Here is an 18273-nt window from a genome sequence, read left to right as displayed (position 1 = left end):
CGACTGATCAGCCGGGCCATCCACTGATGGCCCCGCCATTCCTCGCCCTCCAACGGGTCGGCGAGCGGGTGGCGGGGCGATCTTTTCCGGCAGCTGACGACACTGATCCAGTCGAGCATGGCGTTCTCCATTTCTGCATGACCGGGAAGCTAGGGGCAGGGCGAGGGCGGCTGTAGAGCCGCAAATGAAAGGCCTGTTTCATCCGTGAACGGTTCGTGCCGGCGGGGGAAGGCGTTATAGAATTGGGCGTTTGACAATGGAGACAGCCGATGGCCGAGGCGAGCTGGGACGATCTGCAGCTTTTCCACGTGGTGGCGGAGGCCGGCGGGCTGAGCGGCGCGGCGCAACGCACCGGCATATCCGCCCCGACGATCGGCCGGCGCATGCTGGCGCTGGAGCGCACGCTCGGGCGCTCGCTGTTTGTGCGCTCGCAGCGCGGCTATCAGCTTGCCTATGACGGCGAGGTTCTCTATGAGCGCGTTTCCCGGATGCAGGGGATTGCCGAGGATATCTCCGCGTGGCACCGCGATGCCTTCGCGCTGCCCTTCGTTTCGATCGCCATCGATGGATGGTTGTCGCCCTTCATTGCGGATCACATTGAGAGCATACGCGGTGCGGATGATGCCTTCAGCATGTGTTGCTCTTCGGCCGGCCCATCATTGGATATGAAATTTCGCGGGGCCGATGTCGCCGTTCTGTCAGCCCGTCCCGATAACGGCAATCTGGCGGTTCGGCGTGCTGTAAACGTCGCTTATGCCGTATACCGGCCTGTCGGTCCCGACCGGATCGACCTTCCGTGGATTTCGATGTCGACGGGTTCTGCCATTTCGCCGGTCGACCGCTGGGTTTTCGAGAATCACGAAGCGTCGATCATGACCTGGACAGAAGACCGGCAATTGGTCCGGACACTGGTCGCCTGCGGAGCGGGCAGGGGCATCCTGCCGGTTTATGCCGGCGATGCCGATCCGCGCCTGCAACGTGAGGGAGGCGTTATCGAAGATCTGACGCATCCGCTGTTCATCATAGCCAATGACGACGACCGGCATCGGCCCGAGGTTCGCCTTGTGATCGAACGTCTGGCGGCCTTCCTCAAGGCCGAAGCGGCACGGCTTGCCGGGCAGGCGTCGAGCTGACGAACGGGTATACAAAAAAGCCGGAAGCGTCTATAAGCGCGCCACAATGGGAGAGAGACTGGTCCGGCTCAACAAAAAGGACCGCCAAAAAGCAGGTATGAGACGATGAGCAGCGCGAAAAACTGGACACCCGGAAGTTGGCGTCACAAGCCGATCCTTCAGGTGCCGGACTATCCGGATCAGGCGAAACTCGCCGAGGCCGAGGCAGCCCTTGCGACCTATCCGCCGCTGGTGTTTGCCGGCGAGGCGCGCCGCCTGACGCGGGCGCTGGGTGAGGTCGCCGAAGGCCGCGGTTTCCTGCTCCAGGGCGGCGACTGCGCCGAAAGCTTCGCCGAGCACGGCGCCGACACGATCCGCGATTTCTTCCGCGCCTTCCTGCAGATGGCCGTGGTGCTGACCTTCGGCGCCCAGCAGCCGGTGGTCAAGGTCGGCCGCATCGCCGGCCAGTTCGCCAAGCCGCGTTCCAGCTCCAACGAAACCATCGATGGCGTGACGCTGCCGAGCTATCGCGGCGACATCATCAACGGTATCGATTTCAACGAAGAAGCGCGCATTCCCGATCCGCAGCGCCAGCTGATGGCCTATCGCCAGTCGGCCGCGACGCTGAACCTGTTGCGCGCCTTCGCCATGGGCGGCTATGCCAATCTCGAAAACGTGCATCAGTGGATGCTCGGCTTCGTCAAGGGTTCGCCGCAGGGCGAACGCTACCAGGCGCTCGCCGACCGGCTGTCGGAGACGATGTCGTTCATGCGCGCGATCGGCATCCGCGCCGAAAACAACCACGCGCTGTCGGAGACCGATTTCTTCACCAGCCACGAGGCGCTGTTGCTTGGCTATGAGGAGGCGCTGACCCGCGTCGATTCGACCTCCGGCGACTGGTACGCGACCTCCGGCCACATGATCTGGATCGGCGACCGCACCCGCCAGGCCGATCATGCCCATATCGAATATGCCCGCGGCATCAGGAACCCGCTCGGCCTCAAATGCGGTCCGTCGCTCGCCGAGGACGACCTGTTGCGGCTGATCGACGTGCTCAATCCGGAAAACGAGGCCGGCCGGCTGACGCTGATCTGCCGTTTCGGCCACGACAAGGTCGCCGACCACCTGCCGCGCCTGATCCGCGCCGTCGAGCGCGAGGGCAGGAAGGTCGTCTGGTCCTGCGATCCGATGCACGGCAACACGATCACGCTCAATTCCTACAAGACCCGGCCGTTCGAGCGGATTCTCTCCGAAGTGGAAAGCTTCTTCCAGATCCACCGCGCCGAGGGCAGCTATCCGGGCGGCATCCATATCGAGATGACCGGCAAGGACGTGACCGAGTGCACCGGCGGCGCCTGGGCGCTGACCGGCGAGGACCTGCACGACCGCTACCACACTCATTGCGACCCGCGCCTCAACGCCGACCAGGCACTGGAACTCGCCTTCCTGCTGGCCGAGCGGATGAAGACGGCCTACGAGGAAAAGAAGCTCGCGATCAACGGGTGAGGGTGGCCGGCAAACGCCGGCAGTATTCAATTCCATCTCTCCCTTGAGAGCGGGGCTATCGCATATGGCTTCGCCGCACAGCCCGCAGACCTTCTCGCCCCGGAGGGGAGAGATGTCGCGAAAGCGACAGTGAGGGGCGAGTCTATCCACACGGACGCCCTCACGAGACTGACATGCTGCTTCACCCTCACTGCCCCTTTCGGGGCATCTCTCCCGCAGGCGGGAGAGAGTATTGGGAGCAAGCCGCAAGGCCATTTGCGCTGGCCCTGCTCTCAAGGGGGAGATTGTAGGAAGCTGTCTCTTGGGCCTTAATCGCGCCTTCCTCCCTTTTCCGGTTTGATTTTTGCGGCAAAACATGGTGTCCATCCCTCGTCGGACCCGAAAGGTGGAATTGCCATGAACCGCATCAGAATCGCACTTGCCCAGCTCAACCCGACGGTCGGCGATATCGCCGGCAACCTGGAAAAGCTGCGTGCCGCGCGCAGGACGGCGGCCGAAAAGGGCGCTGACCTGCTGCTTTCGACCGAGCTGTTCATCTCCGGCTACCAGCCCGAGGACCTCGTGATGAAGCCGGCCTTTCTCGACGCCTGCCTGAAGGCGGTGGAGGAGCTTGCGAAGGATACCGCCGACGGCGGCCCCGGCGTGATCGTCGGCTTTCCGCGCCAGGGCGAGGCGGGGCGGCACAATGCGGTCGCCGTGCTCGACGGCGGCGCGATCATCGCGATCCGCGACAAGGTCGACCTGCCGAATTACGGCGAATTCGACGAGAAGCGGGTGTTTGTGCCGGGCGAAATGCCCGGCCCGGTGAATTTCCGGGGCGTGCGGATCGGCATTCCGATCTGCGAGGATATCTGGGGCGATCTCGGCGTCTGCGAGACGCTCGCCGAATCGGGCGCCGAACTGCTGCTGTCGCCGAACGGCTCGCCCTATTATCGCGGCAAGGTCGATGTCCGCCATCAGGTGGCGCTGAAGCAGGTGATCGAAACCGGCCTGCCGCTGGTCTATCTCAACACGCTCGGCGGACAGGACGAACTGGTCTATGACGGCGGCAGTTTCGGCTTCAATGCCGATCGCTCGCTTGCGTTCCAGATGCCGCAATTTGCCGAGGAGGTTCGTATTTCCGAATGGCAGCGCGGCGAGGATGGCTGGCGCGTCGAAACCGGCGAAATAACGCCGCTGCCCATTGGCGAGGCATCGGATTATCACGCCTGCGTGCTGGGCTTTGCCGATTACGTCAACAAGAACGGCTTCAAGAGCGTGGTGCTCGGCCTTTCCGGCGGCATCGATTCGGCGCTCTGCGCGGCAATCGCGGTCGATGCGCTGGGGGCGGAGCGGGTGCATTGCGTGATGCTGCCCTATCGCTACACCTCCGAGGATTCGCTGAAGGATGCCGCCGATTGCGCCCGGGCGCTCGGCTGCCGCTACGATATCGTGCCGATCGAGGAGCCGGTCACAGGCTTCCTGTCGGCGCTTGCCGACATGTTCGAGGGCACCGAAGAGGGGATCACCGAGGAAAACCTGCAAAGCCGCACCCGCGGTACGATCCTGATGGCGATCTCCAACAAGTTCGGCGCGATGGTGGTGACCACCGGCAACAAGTCGGAAATGTCGGTCGGCTATGCGACCCTCTACGGCGACATGAACGGCGGCTTCAACCCGATCAAGGATCTCTACAAGATGCAGGTCTACGGCGTCTCGGCCTGGCGCAACGGCGCGCGGCCTGACGGCATGCTCGGCCCGGACCGCGACGTGATCCCGCAAAACATCATCGACAAGAAACCGTCCGCCGAACTGCGCCCCAACCAGACCGACCAGGATTCGCTGCCGCCCTATCCGGTGCTGGACGATATTCTGGAATGCCTGGTGGAAAAGGAAATGTCGGTCGAGGCGATCGTTTCGCGCGGCCATGACGTCGAAACCGTGCACCGCATCGAGCACCTGCTCTATATCGCGGAATACAAACGCCGCCAGTCCGCGCCGGGCGTGAAGATCACCAAGAAGAATTTCGGCCGCGACCGGCGCTATCCGATCACCAACCGTTTTCGCGATCGCTGAGCCCCACGCCCGGCGCTGTAAATCTGCAGGAGGAATGTCCGGTGCGCAGCTCGGTTGAAATCCATGATATCGGAAGCAGGCTGTCGCGGGTCGTGTTCCAGTCGGATGCGCTGATCGAGGCGCCGAACTGGGCGCCCGACGGCTCCCATCTGATGGTCAACAGCGATGGCATCATGTACCGGCTGCCGCTTGCGGGCCCGCCCGCGCTTCAGCGCATCGATACCGGCTTTGCCGTCCAGTGCAACAATGATCACGGCATTTCGCCCGATGGCGCGACCATCGCGATTTCCGACAAGTGCGCATTCGGCAAGTCGGCGATCTACACGGTTGCGGCCACGGGCGGCACGCCCAGACTGGTGACGGAAAACCTGCCGTCCTACTGGCATGGCTGGTCGCCGGACGGCGCGCGTTTTGCCTATTGCGGCATCCGCGACGATGTCTTCGATATCTATACGATTGCGGCCGGGGGCGGTGCGGAACTGCGGCTCACCCATGGCGAGGGCCGCAATGACGGGCCGGACTATTCCTTCGATGGCGAATGGATCTATTTCAATTCCTCGCGCACCGGCCTGATGCAGATCTGGCGCATCCGCCCCGACGGCACGGCGCTTCAGCAGGTCACCGGCGATGATTACGGAAACTGGTTCGCCCATCCGTGCCCGACCAATGACCGCGTTATCCTGATCTCCTACGATCCGGACGTCTTCGATCATCCGCGCGACAGCCAAGTCCGGGTGCGGATGATGGATATGGACGGCGGCAATCTCGAAACGCTGTTCGAGCTCTTCGGCGGACAGGGCACGATGAATTCGCCGAACTGGTCGCCGAACGGCGATGCCTTTGCCTTCGTGCGCTACCAGCCGGCCTGAGCCGCCCGGAGCCCGCCCGGAGCCGGCATGTCATCAAGCTGCAATACGACTCTGCTTTTAACGTCTGTGACGACAACAAGGCAGGGCGGGTTGAGGGCATGGAACCCAGGCAATTCAGAACGCTGTTCATTTCCGATGTTCATCTCGGCTCCAAGGCCGCGAAAGCGGATTTCCTGCTCGATTTCATGCGCCATCATGAAGCCGAAACCATCGTGCTGGTCGGCGATATCATCGACGGCTGGCGGCTGAAGCGGAACTGGTACTGGCCGCAGGTGTTCAACGACGTTATCCAGAAATTGCTGCGCAAGGCGCGCAAGGGTACGCGCATCATCTATATTCCCGGCAATCACGACGAATTCCTGCGCAACTTCCCCGGCACCCATTTCGGCGGGGTCGAGGTGGCGGAACGGATGATCTTCGAGGCCGGCGACGGCAAGAAATATCTTGTCATCCACGGAGATGAATTCGATGTCGTCGTGCGCCATGCCCGCGTCGTCGCCTATCTCGGCGACTGGGCCTATGATGCCGCGATTGCCATCAATCACGGCCTTGCGTTCTTCCGCCGCAAGCTGGGGCTGCCCTACTGGTCGTTTTCGGCCTGGGCCAAGCTGCAGGTCAAGCATGCGGTGAACTTCATCGGCGAGTTCCAGCGCGTCGTGGTCGAGGAGGCCCGTCGCAACGAGGTCGACGGCGTGATCTGCGGCCATATCCACCATGCCGTGATCGAGGACATGGACGGCCTGCGCTACATCAATACCGGCGACTGGGTGGAGAGCTGCACGGCAGTCGCCGAGCATTTCGACGGCACGTTCGAACTGATCTCCTGGCAGAAGATCGAATCGGTCGAGCTGCCTGTCGCGGCCGAACAGATCGAGGCCGATCCGCTGCCGCTGCTCCTGGCCGCCGGAGACAAGAGCCGGGCCGCCTGAACGCGGCGTGAAGCTATCCCATACACATTGAAAAGACTTGCAATCTCGCACGGGCCGTGAAAAGCCTAGCAAATGTTATTTGCAGGGTTGCGCCTTGGCCTGCGCGCGCCGGTTCTGACAGGCCGGGCCGCTGGCCGTTCGATCGGTCAGATCGCGGTGCCAGCCCGTTTCAAGAGCGCACGAAACTGGATACTGGCTTTTGCTGAACGCGGATAATTCCAAAGCCTCTCTGACCTTCAAGGCCAACGAGCAGCCAGTCGCGCTTGTCTTTGAAGGCGACTGGACCGTTCACAATGCGTCCGCGCCTTACGGCGAACTCGACGGGATCAGCGGCAAGCTGAAAGGGGCCGGGGGCGGCACGGTGGTGTTCGACCTCTCCGGCCTCGGACTGATCGATACCGCCGGCGCCTGGATAATCCGCGAGGTCGAGGCCGAATGCCGCAAGGCCGGCCTCGAGATCGAAATGCACGGCATGACGGACCGTCTTGAGGAACTGATCGAGGCTATCCCCGAAAGCCTGCCGGAGCCGGAGGAACAACCGGTCAAGCGCCGCTCGGCCGTGGAATACGTGCTGGAGCCGATCGGCATTTCGGCGGTCGCGGCCGGTCGCGACATCTATGCCGGCGTCGGTTTCTTCGGCGCGCTTTTCGTCGGGCTTGGCGAACTGTTTTCAAGGCGCGGCGGCGTCAACATGGCCGCGATCGCTGCCCAGATCGACAATATGGGCGTGCGCGCGGTGCCGATCATCGCGCTGATGTCGTTTTTGGTCGGCGCGATCATTGCCCAGCAGGGGGCGTTCCAGCTCAGCTATTTCGGCGCCGAACTGTTCGTGGTCGATCTGGTCGGGATCCTGCAGCTGCGCGAGATCGGTGTGCTGTTGACCGCGATCATGATTGCCGGCCGTTCGGGAAGCGCGATCACCGCCGAAATCGGCGCGATGCGCATGCGCGAGGAAATCGATGCGCTGCGCGTGATGGGGTTCGATCCGATCTCCGTGCTGGTGTTTCCGCGCATGCTGGCGCTGCTGATCGCACTGCCGCTGTTGACGGTGCTGGCGAACTTTGCAGCCCTTGTCGGCGCTGCGGTGGTGGTGGATCTCTATGCCGGCATTACGCCTGAAACCTTCCTGCAGCGGCTTCAGGAGGCGATCGATCTTGCCGACCTGATCTCGGGCCTCGCCAAGGCGCCGGTGATGGCACTGATCATTTCGATCGTTGCCGCGCTTGAGGGCATGAAGGTCGGCGGCAGCGCCGAATCGCTTGGTCAGAAGGTCACGGCGTCGGTGGTGAAGTCGATCTTCGTCGTGATTCTCGCCGACGGCATATTCGCGATCTTCTACGCCGCCATCGATTATTGAGGAGCTGAGGTGAATATCGAAGAGCAACCGCAGGGCGACAGGGACAGGGTGCTCAGTGTGCGCGGCCTCACCGTGGGCTTCGGCGGGCCGACCGTGCTCGAAAATCTCGACCTCAATGTCTATCGCGGCGAAATTCTCGGCTTCGTCGGAGGGTCGGGCACGGGTAAATCCGTGCTGATGCGCACCGTTTTGCGGTTGAACAAGCGTCAGGCGGGAACGATCAGCATTTTCGGCAAGGATTTCGATCATCTGAGTTACGAGGAACGGCTGGCGGTCGACATGCGCATCGGGGTGCTGTTTCAGCACGGCGCGCTGTTTTCGGGTCTGACCGTGCTTGAAAACGTGCAGGTGCCGATGCGCGAATATCTCGACCTGCCGAAAAAGCTGATGGACGATCTGGCCCGGCTGAAGATCGAGATGGTGGGGTTGAGGCCGGAGGCGGCCGAGCGCTATCCGTCCGAGCTTTCGGGCGGGATGATCAAGCGCGCCGCGCTCGCCCGCGCGCTCGCGCTCGACCCGGACCTCGTCTTTCTGGACGAACCGACATCGGGGCTCGATCCGATCGGAGCGGCGGAGTTCGATGAACTGATCGCCAGACTGCGTGACACTTTGGGCCTGACGGTCTATATGGTGACCCATGACCTCGACAGCCTGCACGCCGTTTGCGACAGGATCGCGGTTCTGGGCAAGAAGAGAGTCCTGGTCGAGGGCACGCTGGACAAGCTCCTCGCCTTCGAGGACCCCTGGGTACAGAGTTATTTCAGGGGCAAACGATCCCGCGCCATTTTCGGCGCCGGCCAGAATAGCCAATAGCGCGGACGGGCAATTATGGAAACCAAAGCAAATTATACCGTTGTCGGTTTTTTCGTCCTGCTGGTGCTGGCGGCTGGGGCAGGCTTCATCTTCTGGATGCAGGAATATGGCCGCCAGGGGCCGGTCGCCGAGCTTATCGTGCGGATACCCGGTTCCGCGAACGGCCTCAGCGTCGGTTCGGCGGTGCGCTTCAACGGCATCCAGGTCGGCTCGATCAAGTCGCTGGAGATTGACCCGAGCGATGCCCGCTACACCATGGCGCGGACCCAGGTGAAGGCCGATACGCCGGTGTACAAGACGACGACCGCGAAACTGGAACTTCAGGGACTGACCGGTACCGGCTACATCGAACTGTCGGCCAATGGCGAACAGGGCAACAATATCCTGCAGGAATCCCTGAGTACGGAAGTGCCGGCGGAACTGACGGCCGATAAATCGGGCCTCTCCAACCTGCTGACCACCGCCGACCGGATCATGAAGCGTCTCGACGACACGGTCGGCCAGGTGCAGAAGCTGGTGGATGACGTCAGCACGCCGCTGACCCAGACAGTCAAGAATATCGACACCTTCACCGGCGCTCTTGCCGACAATTCCGACCAGATCGGGGAATTCCTCGAATCCATAGGCAGGATGTCCGATACTGTCGACGGGCTCGCCGGACGCCTCGACAAGACGGTGGCCTCGCTCGACGTCCTGATCAAGGCCGTCAATCCGGAGGAGATCGATAAGATCATTACCAATGCCGGGACGATCACGTCCAACGTTGCCGTCGCCTCGAAAAATCTGGAAGAAGTCATTACACAGTTTGGCGACGCTATCGAAAGCTATGCCACCTTCGGCAAAACGGCACAGGATGTGTTCAAGAAAGTCGACACGATCGTCACCGCGATCGACGCCGCAAAGGTTGGCTCCTCGGTCGATGATCTCTCGGTTGTGATGGCGGATGCGAAGGTCGCCGTCGCTTCCGTCAAGAACGTGGCCGATTCGATCAATGCCAAGACCCAGAGCATCGACACCGCGATCGAAAACGTCTCCAACATGTCGATCAAGCTCAACCAGGCATCGACGCACGTGAACGAAATCCTGGTGAAGGTCGACAATCTGCTCGGCTCCGACAATGTCGATTCGCTTTCCGATCAGGCGCGCGAAACGCTGGCCTCGGTGAAGCAGGCGGCCGAGACGCTGAATGCCCGGATCGGCCCGATCACGGCGAATATCGAAGACTTTTCGGGGTCCGGCCTCAGGGATGTGCGCGCGCTGGTCACCGATACCCGCCGCACGGTGGAAAGCCTCAACCGCACGATCGAATCGATCAGCAACGATCCGCAGCAGTTCATCTTCGGTTCGGACAGCGTGAAGACCTATGACGGGCGCAAGCGTTATTGAACCGCCGGTGTAAAGCCAGAACGGTTGCCGGTTCTGGTTGCAATCCGACGCCTCCGAGAAGAAACAAAAGTGTCAGGCCTTTGCAATCGCTATCGTATGCCTTAGTTCTGATGGATACCGATACGGTCAGGCCGGAGAAGTTGAATAGATGTTTTTTGCCGCGATAGATAAAACCGGAGTGGGGCCGTTTCTCGCGCTCGGCCTGCTGGCGGCGGGAGTGAGCGGCTGTGCGTTGCGCCCGGCCCCGGACACGTTCGATCTGTCCGCCCAGCCGGTCGTTGCCTTCAATACCCCGAAAGCCCTGCGCTCCCAGCTTCTGGTGCCGACGCCGTCGGCAATCCAGGTGCTCAACAATCGCGGCATCGTCGTCCGTCTCGGGGGCGCGGAGCTGCGTTATCTTGCCGGCGCCCAGTGGAGCGATCAGCTTCCCGTGGTGATCCAGGCGCAGCTGGTGGCGGGGCTGGAGAACACAGGGCTGTTCGCCGGCGTCGGCATGCCGGGGCAGGGGCTTGCGATCGATTATCAGGTCGTGGTCGAGGTCCGCGAATTCGCGATCGACGCTGCGGGTCCCGGTTCCGCCAATGTCGAGCTCTCGGTCAAGCTGCTCGATGACAGGACCGGCATCGTGAGAGCGCAGAGGCTGTTCTCGGCAAGCGCCGCCGTCAACGCCAGCGCCTCCAGCGCCGTTCTCGTCGCCGCCCTCGACGACGCCTTCTCCAAGGTCCAGTCCGAAATCGTTGCCTGGATCGCATCCACGCTTTAGACGGGAGGCCTCTCGGCTATCAGACGGTCATGGCCAAGCGCACTGCCGTCCGGCTTTGCGCGGTGGTGGCAGCCATCAATCTCTCCCCTTGAGGGAGAGATGCCCCGACAGGGGCAGAGAGGGGTGAATCCTTTCCGAGAGCACGGCATTTGCGGCTTATGCCCATTACCCCTCTCTGTCGCGTTCGCGACATCTCCCCCTCAAGGGGGGAGATTGGGGCTGAGAGGCCTAAAAGAAACCGACAATCAGAGGACGGCTGAAAGTCTTTCAAGCCGAACTGTAGCGCACCCGGCCCGAGGTTTCGCCGAGAGAGCGGAATGCGCCTCAGATCGCGTCGGTCCACTCAAGCAGTGCGGTTGCGACGGCGGGGAGGTCTTCCATGCGGTGGATCACCGTTTCGGCGCCGGCTTCCGTCAGCTTGTCGGCGTGGGTCGGCGTGGTGTGCGATGCGCCGGTGAAACCGACGACGCGCATGCCGGCGGCCTTGGCGGCGGTGACGCCGTGAACCGAATCCTCGATCACCAGCGTGTTGCGCGGGTTTGCGCCCATTTTCTCCGCGCCGTGGAGGAAGATGTCAGGCTTGGGCTTGACCCTGTCCGGTCCAAGGCTTTCGGCGGAAAAGATATCGGGCTCGAAGATATCGAGCAGGCCGGTCTTGGCGAGCATCATGCGTATGCGTTCGGGCGTCGAGTTCGAGCAGATGCAGTGCGGTTCGGAAAGCTGGGCGACGGCCTCGCGCACGCCGGGGATCGCCTGCAACTCGCGCTTGATCCGCTCATCCAGCTTGGCTGTCGCCAGATCGAGAAGGGCAGCGGAGAGCGGAATATTGGCCTCGTCCTCAACCGCCAGCAGAATGTTGCGCCAGGTCATGCCGGAAAAGCGCTCGCCGATCTCGCCGGCGGTGATCGGATAACCGGCATCGCTCAGAAGCCTTGCCTCGACCTGAGCGGCGAGAATTTCCGAATCGACCAGAACGCCGTCGCAGTCGAAGATGATGAGGTCGTAACGGGCCATTTCGTAATCCTGTAAAAAGTAGCGGGCGGGCCGCACATAAACCTGTTCGCGCGCGAGATCAAATCGGCCTTCGGTCGCGGGTTTCGATAAAACGCTCGACCAATGTCTGAAGCGTGGCGGAAAACAGCGGTATGCCGCCGCTGCGCCAGCCGAGCGCGTTGAGACGCGTCGTCATCATGGCGCTCACCGCGCTCTGATCGGCGCGTGGGGGCAGGGGGTGTGAGGATTGCAGCGCCGCCTTCAGCGGCGCGAGGATGGTGTGGTGGTCGGTGACGATATCGGACACATGAAACGTCTTGCCCGAAATCTTCGGGATCGGTGCGTCGAGCACTGTCAGGATCGCGCCGGCGAGATCGCGGCCATGAACCTCGCTGCCCGCCCGGGCGGCAATGTCTTCGCCTGCGGCATAGCGTTCAAACAGCGCCTCCCACTTGTTGGGAAGCAGATCGCCGTACACCCCGGTGGCGCGCAGGCTGACCGGGATGAAGCCGGGACGGGCAAGGGCGGAAAGCGCCTGTTCCGCGTCCCATTTCGCCTTGCCGTAGAGGCTTTGCGGCTGGGGCGGGATCGTTTCGGGCAGTGGGGTTCCAGCCGGATAGCCGTCGAAGACCGCGCGGCTCGACAGAAAGAAGACGTGCTTGACGCCCGCGCGGCAGGCGGCTTCGAACAGCGCGATGCTGCCCTCGACATTGCGTGTCAGGAAACCGGCCGGATCGTCACCCTCGCCGCCGCGATAGCGTCCGGGCGCGTGGGAGAAGGCGGCGTGGACGAAGACATCGACGCCTGCGAAAAAACCGTCGGAGATCGATCCGCCGAGTTCCAGCGGCAGAAACCCGACCGGCGCCGTGAACAATCCCGGTTCCGGCGGCCGGCGGCCGGCGATGCTGACCCGGTGGCCTGCCGCAAGGCACTCCTCGGTGATATAGCGCCCGACAAGACCCGTTCCGCCGCTGACGAGAATGCGTTTCATGCCGGTTTGGTCGGGTTTTCGAGCGTGGCGATATCGGGGATGCCGTCGCCGTCGAAATAGGCCCACCAGAGATCGATCAGCGGCTTCAGCTGTTCTGCGCGCGGGTGGTCGTCCTCCCACGGCTTTTCATACTGGTAGTGCAGGACGCCGATGTCGGACCAGTTCCACAGTTCCGGCATGTTGAACCAGACATATTGCAGCATGTTCATGAACACCGGCAGGCCGTGCCAGTCGGGGAAAAATGCCTGCAGGAAAGTCTGGTCGGTGCGCTTCCAGAAGGCTTCGGGCTGGTCGAGAGCGGCAAGCATGGCGGCAAACGTCTCCACGTCCGGGCGCGCCACGAACACGCCCGAATTCATCCGGTGAAAATCCGCAAGACTTTCATAGACATTGGGTGCCGCGGAGAATTCCGGATAGAAAAACAGCTTGTCGATATTCTTCAGCACCAGCGCATCGGCGTCGATGAACACGGCTGCGTGGTACTCGACCAGTTGCCACAGGCGCAGCTTGCAGAAATTGTCGAGCGGGGTGTGGAAACCGGGCTTGCGGCCCTTGGTGAAGGGGGCCTCGCCATGAATGTTCTTGCGCGCGTGGCGCTCGTTGAATGCATCGGACAGCGGCAGATGGTCGACGCCGATCAGTCGGCAGCCGAGATCGGCGAGATGCTTCAGCCCTTCTTCGGGCGCACCGCCGGTATGCAGCACCACGACATCCGCCGGCGTACCGGTCAGGAAGATCGAGCGCGCCAGCGCCAAGGCGCCCATGGCGTAGTCGTTATTGGTGACCAGCGTCACGAAGGCGAAGGGATATTTGGCGTCCACGTTGCGGTGGACGCCCTCGTTTGCGGGATCGCTCATGGTCTCACGAAACCGATTTCAGCGACTTGCCTTCCGGATCGCGGTTGATCTTGGTCGCGATATCCTTGGTCCAGGCGGAAACGGCCGGAACGCGTTTGCGATCAACGCGGTAGGCGTATTTCTTGGCGATATCGACAATCTCGCCGAGCAGGCCTTCCTTCAGCGTGATCGGGTTGAGGCCGAGTTCCAGGAACTTGTCGTTCTTCACGATCAGATCGTTTTCCGGCGCTTCCTTGCGCGGGTTCGGCAGCCAGGCGATCTCGACGCCGGACATCTCGGAAATCATCTTCGCCAGATCGCGGACCCGGTGGGTCTCGGTCATCTGGTTGAAGATCTCGACGCGCGCGTTCTTCTCCGGCGGATTGTTGAGCGCGAGCTCGATGCAGCGCACCGAGTCCTGGATGTGGATGAAGGCCCGGGTCTGGCCGCCGACGCCGTGGACGGTCAGCGGATGACCGATCGCCGCCTGAATCAGGAAGCGGTTCAGCACCGTGCCGTAATCGCCGTCATAATCGAAGCGGTTGATGAGCTGCGGGTGGCGCTTGGTCTGCTCGGTGTGGGTGCCCCAGACGATGCCCTGGTGCAGGTCGGTGATTCTCAGCCCGTCATTCTTGGCATAGAAGGCGAACAGCAACTGATCGAGGCACTTGGTCATGTGGTAGATCGAACCGGGGTTCGACGGGTAAAGAATTTCCTGGGAGACCTTGTCGCCCGAATTGGTGGTGATATCGACAGGGAGATAGCCTTCCGGGATCGCCGCGCCCACCGTCGAATAGCCGTAGACGCCCATCGTGCCGAGATGGATGACATGGGAATCGAGATCGATCTCGACCAGCGCGTTCAGGAGGTTGTGGGTCGCGTTGACGTTGTTGTCGACCGTGTAGTTCTTGTGGCGGTCGGTCTTCATCGAATAGGGGGCGGCGCGCTGCTCGGCGAAATGGATGATCGCGTCCGGGCGCTCCTCGACGAGCCACTGCTTCAGGATTTCATAATCCTTGGCAAGGTTGATGAGGTGAAAATGGATGCGGCGGCCGGTCTCGGCATGCCAGATGCGGGTGCGTTCCTGGATCGAGTCCATCGGCGTCAGCGACTGGACGCCAAGCTCGGTATCGATCCAGCGGCGGGAAAGGTTGTCGATGATGTGCACTTCGTGCCCGGCGTCAGACAAATGCAGCGACGTCGGCCATCCGATAAATCCGTCTCCGCCCATAATCGCTATTTTCATCGAGCTTCTCCGATCCGTTCTAACGATTTCAATCAATGCGCTGTTGTTTGGACGCACTCTAAACGCTTTTATTATGACATAAATGCAATGTTTTTTTTAAGCAATCGCCACAGGCTGTGGGAAACCTGCTTCGGGATTGTCGTATTGCGCGGCGGAATGTGTTGACCTAGTTATGTCCGGATTTCTGACGAACGAGGCGGACATGGCCGAAATCGATGGCGCCGGCCTGAGCGGCTGGCTGGAAAACGGGACGCATCACCTGCGTCAGCGCGTCTATTACGAGGACACGGATTTTTCCGGCGTCGTCTATCACGCGCGCTATCTGCATTTTTTCGAACGCGGCCGCACCGATCTCCTGCGCTGCCTCGGCGTCGAGCAGCGCGTGTTGCATACGATCGACGAGGAGGGCCTCGCCTTCGCGGTGCATCACATGGACCTGAAATTCGTGCGCCCGGCGCGGATGGATGATATCCTCGAAATCACCACCAGAACCGCGAAAGCGACGGGCGCGCGCATGGTGCTCGAGCAGGCGATCCACGCCAACGGCCAGTTGCTGACCACGGCCACCGTCACCGTGGTGGTGATCAACAAGGCCGGACGCGCGCGCCGCATGCCGGACGATCTGGCCGCGACGCTGCTTGCAGGGCAGCAGCGATAGAGCGTCGGGCGAAAAAGTGGAATCCGGTTTTTCGTTAACCCGACGCGTCAAGATAAAGAAACTGGAGCGTCGGGCGAAATAGGCCGGAAGCCCCTGTAGGATGGGCTTGATAAAACATGAGTATTATGTGAAGGAATTTGCGCCGCCGCGGTGCGTGTGGTGCGGTTCAAGCCTTGTCCCAAAGGGCTGGCGATAAAATCGTAACACGGCGTTAACCATGTTCGGTTATTCTGCGAAAAGCGGAATTTTAGTCGGTTTGCCTAGCTTTCACCATGATTTTCAAGGACAGGAAGCAAAGATGCGAATCCACTTAAATTCCAAGTTGAACAAACCGGCGTCTCGCAGGCGGCTCTAACCATATCGCCCGGCTTGTCGGGCCAATCTATTCAAGGACTTCGTCATATGGAACAGCTTGGGTTGGAAGCTACGCACGCCGATGTCGGCCTTCTGGCGCTTTTCTGGCAGGCCGGATTCGTCGTCAAGCTCGTGATGCTGGGACTGATCGCCGCTTCGGTGTGGACCTGGGCGATCGTGATCGAAAAGATCATCGCCTACAACAAGGAACGCCGCGCCTATAATCAGTTCGAGGATGCGTTCTGGTCGGGCACCTCGCTTGAGAAGCTTTACAGCAATCTTTCGGATCGCAAGACCAGCGGCATGGCCGCCGTGTTCGTCTCGGCGATGCGCGAGTGGAAGAAATCGTTCGAGCGCGGCGCGCGCGCGCCGATGGGCCTGCAGATGCGCGTCGAAAAGGCGATGGATGTCGCCATCCAGCGCGAGGCCGAAAAGCTTGAAGCCCGGCTCGGCTTTCTGGCCAGCGTCGGTTCCGCCGCGCCCTTCATCGGCCTTTTCGGCACTGTGATCGGTATCATGACCTCGTTCCAGGCGATCGCCGGATCGAAATCGACCAACCTCGCCGTGGTTGCCCCCGGTATCGCCGAAGCTTTGCTTGCCACCGCCATCGGCCTGGTCGCGGCCATTCCGGCCGTCATTGCCTACAACAAGTTCTCCGCCGATTCCGGAAAGCTTGAAGGCCGCATGGAAGGCTTTGCCGACGAGTTCTCATCCATCCTGTCGCGTCAGATCGACGAGAAGCTGCAGTCGCGTCCGGCTGCCGAATAGCGAGGGGAGAACCTACGATATGGCTATGTCCATAGGATCAGGCGGCAAGGCCGGCGGCCGTGGCCGCAGGCGCAACAAACGCCGTCCCGTCAGCGAAATCAACGTCACGCCTCTGGTCGACGTCATGCTGGTGCTTTTGATCATCTTCATGGTCGCGGCGCCGATGATGACGGTCGGCGTGCCGATCGACCTGCCGGAAACCCAGGCCCAGGCGATGAATTCGGATACCCAGCCGATCACCATCTCGGTCAATCCCGACGGCCAGATTTTCCTTCAGGAAACCGAGATCGGCCTCGATGAGGTCGTGCCCAAGCTGGAGGCGATCGCCACCACCGGCTACAACGAGCGCATCTATGTGCGCGGCGACGCCAATGCCGATTACGGCACGGTCATGAAGGTGATGGCCCGGATATCTTCCGCCGGGTTCAAGAATATCGGACTTGTAACGCTGCAGGAACAGGATGGTTGATCTCAACCCATGAAGCGCAGCCTTGCCATTTCATTTCTGTTGCACTGTCTGGTCATCGGCTGGGCAGTGCTTGTGCTTGGCGCGCCTTCATCGCTTGAAGTGGCCGATGTCGATGCGCTTCCGGTGACGCTGATCCCGGTCGAGGACATTACCCAGGTGCAGGAAGGCGACGAGACGGCGGAAATCGCCGATATTGCCGCCCCGGTTCCGACGCGGCGGCCGCAGGAGGTTGCCGAGGCGCAGAATGTCGGCGACAACAAGATCGACCTCGATACCGATACCAACGCGACGCCGGACGATATCGCGCAGGAGCAGGCAGCCCTGCCGACGCCCGCCGCCGAACCGACTCCGGAACCCGCGCCGGTGGAAGAGCCTGCGTCCGAACCGCCGCCGCCCGCGCCCGAACCCGCCCCTGTTCCCGAGCCCACGCCAGCGCCGGAACCCACGCCGGAACCAGCACCGGCTCCTGAACCGGCACCGGCGCCAACGCCCGAGCCGACGCCTGCCTCTGAGCCGACGCCCGCGCCGGAGGCGAGCCAGCCCGCCGCCGAGACGCCGCCTGAACCGGAGCTTGCCTTTCCCGAGCAGGCGCCGCTGCCGACCAGGCGCCCGCCGGAGCCTGTGCTGCGCGAGACCCGCACCGCCGAGGCGCCGAAGACCGACAACCAGACAACGGCCTCGACCACGGCGGAGGACGACGATTTCGACGTCGATCAGATCGCAGCCCTTCTCAACCGCACGGAGGCCACCGGCGGCGGCGCAAGGCGTTCCGAGACCCCGGCTGCTGCCGGCGCGCAGCGCACCACCGGCGGTTCGACGCTCAGCCAGAGCGAGCTCGATGCGCTGCGCGGGCAGATCCAGCGCAACTGGTCGATCCTCGCGGGCCTTGACGGCGCCGACGATGTACGCATACGCATCCAGATGAAACTCGATCCATCCGGGGCGATCGTGGGAACGCCGGAAGTCACGGCCACCGGCGGCAGCGAGAGCGCGCGGCGGATCCTCGCCGGCGGCGCGCGGCGCGCGGTGCTGAAGGCGTCGCCGTTCAGCGGGCTCCCGCGGGAAAAATATGACGCCTGGGGAGAGGTCATCGTGAATTTCGACCCGAGCCAGATGCTTTAACTCTTCTTTCGGTGCCGCCTGAGGGCGATCCCCCGGCGAACCGGAG

17 protein-coding genes are annotated in these 18273 nt (G+C 62.1%); 13 read left to right on the top strand and 4 right to left on the bottom strand.

Features of this window, described 5'->3' with window-relative positions:
• Nucleotides 1-269 precede the first annotated feature (269 nt).
• From HQ843_RS21370 to HQ843_RS21330, 9 genes are all read left to right on the top strand, one after another.
• Entirely contained in the window at nt 270-1133 is an 864-nt protein-coding gene (locus tag HQ843_RS21370; RefSeq protein WP_180901298.1) for a LysR family transcriptional regulator, read from the top strand.
• Nucleotides 1134-1238: 105 nt separating this feature from the next.
• Nucleotides 1239-2618: a class II 3-deoxy-7-phosphoheptulonate synthase gene (locus HQ843_RS21365; RefSeq protein ID WP_180901299.1), complete on the top strand. Its 1380-nt coding sequence runs from the start codon at nt 1239-1241 to the stop codon at nt 2616-2618.
• A gap of 396 nt (nt 2619-3014) precedes the next feature.
• Nucleotides 3015-4673 (top strand): NAD+ synthase, encoded by a 1659-nt coding sequence (locus tag HQ843_RS21360; RefSeq protein WP_180901300.1) that lies wholly within the window; start codon nt 3015-3017, stop codon nt 4671-4673.
• A gap of 41 nt (nt 4674-4714) precedes the next feature.
• Nucleotides 4715-5542 (top strand): TolB family protein, encoded by an 828-nt coding sequence (locus HQ843_RS21355; protein ID WP_180901301.1) that lies wholly within the window; start codon nt 4715-4717, stop codon nt 5540-5542.
• A 98-nt stretch (nt 5543-5640) separates the two neighbouring features.
• Entirely contained in the window at nt 5641-6471 is an 831-nt protein-coding gene (locus tag HQ843_RS21350; protein WP_180901302.1) for a UDP-2,3-diacylglucosamine diphosphatase, read from the top strand.
• 229 nt (nt 6472-6700) lie between these two features.
• Entirely contained in the window at nt 6701-7828 is a 1128-nt protein-coding gene (locus HQ843_RS21345) for an ABC transporter permease (protein ID WP_371822156.1), read from the top strand.
• 9 nt (nt 7829-7837) lie between these two features.
• Complete coding sequence (locus HQ843_RS21340; RefSeq protein ID WP_180901304.1) at nt 7838-8641, top strand: ABC transporter ATP-binding protein; 804 nt, start codon at nt 7838-7840, stop codon at nt 8639-8641.
• A 15-nt stretch (nt 8642-8656) separates the two neighbouring features.
• Nucleotides 8657-10027, top strand: a complete 1371-nt coding sequence (locus HQ843_RS21335; protein WP_180901305.1) for an MlaD family protein — start codon at nt 8657-8659, stop codon at nt 10025-10027.
• A 148-nt stretch (nt 10028-10175) separates the two neighbouring features.
• The gene (locus HQ843_RS21330) at nt 10176-10790 is read left to right on the top strand and encodes an ABC-type transport auxiliary lipoprotein family protein (RefSeq protein ID WP_180901306.1); all 615 of its coding nucleotides are present in this window, start codon (nt 10176-10178) and stop codon (nt 10788-10790) included.
• A gap of 324 nt (nt 10791-11114) precedes the next feature.
• Here the strand turns inward: HQ843_RS21330 and HQ843_RS21325 are convergent, their stop codons facing one another.
• The 4 genes from HQ843_RS21325 to HQ843_RS21310 are packed head-to-tail and all read right to left on the bottom strand — an operon-like array spanning nt 11115 to nt 14856.
• The gene (locus HQ843_RS21325) at nt 11115-11804 is read right to left on the bottom strand and encodes an HAD family hydrolase (protein WP_180901307.1); all 690 of its coding nucleotides are present in this window, start codon (nt 11802-11804) and stop codon (nt 11115-11117) included.
• A 58-nt stretch (nt 11805-11862) separates the two neighbouring features.
• The gene (locus HQ843_RS21320) at nt 11863-12774 is read right to left on the bottom strand and encodes an NAD-dependent epimerase/dehydratase family protein (protein WP_180901308.1); all 912 of its coding nucleotides are present in this window, start codon (nt 12772-12774) and stop codon (nt 11863-11865) included.
• The gene (locus tag HQ843_RS21315; protein WP_180901309.1) at nt 12771-13631 is read right to left on the bottom strand and encodes a glycosyltransferase; all 861 of its coding nucleotides are present in this window, start codon (nt 13629-13631) and stop codon (nt 12771-12773) included. Before HQ843_RS21315 ends, HQ843_RS21320 begins: the two co-directional genes overlap by 4 nt.
• Nucleotides 13632-13635: 4 nt before the next feature.
• Nucleotides 13636-14856 carry an NAD-dependent epimerase/dehydratase family protein gene (locus tag HQ843_RS21310; protein ID WP_180901310.1) on the bottom strand — a complete coding sequence of 407 codons (1221 nt, stop codon included), beginning with the start codon at nt 14854-14856 and terminating at the stop codon, nt 13636-13638.
• Between the two features lie 202 nt (nt 14857-15058).
• Here HQ843_RS21310 and ybgC point away from each other — a divergent pair, with 202 nt between their 5' ends.
• From ybgC to HQ843_RS21290, 4 genes are all read left to right on the top strand, one after another.
• A complete protein-coding gene (gene ybgC / locus HQ843_RS21305) occupies nt 15059-15514 on the top strand; it encodes a tol-pal system-associated acyl-CoA thioesterase (RefSeq protein WP_180901311.1) in 456 nt (151 codons plus the stop codon).
• A gap of 402 nt (nt 15515-15916) precedes the next feature.
• Nucleotides 15917-16636 (top strand): protein TolQ, encoded by a 720-nt coding sequence (tolQ, locus tag HQ843_RS21300; RefSeq protein ID WP_180901312.1) that lies wholly within the window; start codon nt 15917-15919, stop codon nt 16634-16636.
• Between the two features lie 19 nt (nt 16637-16655).
• Nucleotides 16656-17105, top strand: a complete 450-nt coding sequence (gene tolR, locus HQ843_RS21295) for a protein TolR (protein ID WP_180901313.1) — start codon at nt 16656-16658, stop codon at nt 17103-17105.
• A gap of 9 nt (nt 17106-17114) precedes the next feature.
• Nucleotides 17115-18227: a hypothetical protein gene (locus tag HQ843_RS21290; RefSeq protein WP_180901314.1), complete on the top strand. Its 1113-nt coding sequence runs from the start codon at nt 17115-17117 to the stop codon at nt 18225-18227.
• Nucleotides 18228-18273 lie beyond the last annotated feature (46 nt).

It is taken from the genome of Martelella sp. NC20 (assembly GCF_013459645.1).
Lineage (GTDB): Bacteria > Pseudomonadota > Alphaproteobacteria > Rhizobiales > Rhizobiaceae > Martelella.
This window is presented reverse-complemented; position numbering and strand designations above follow the sequence as displayed.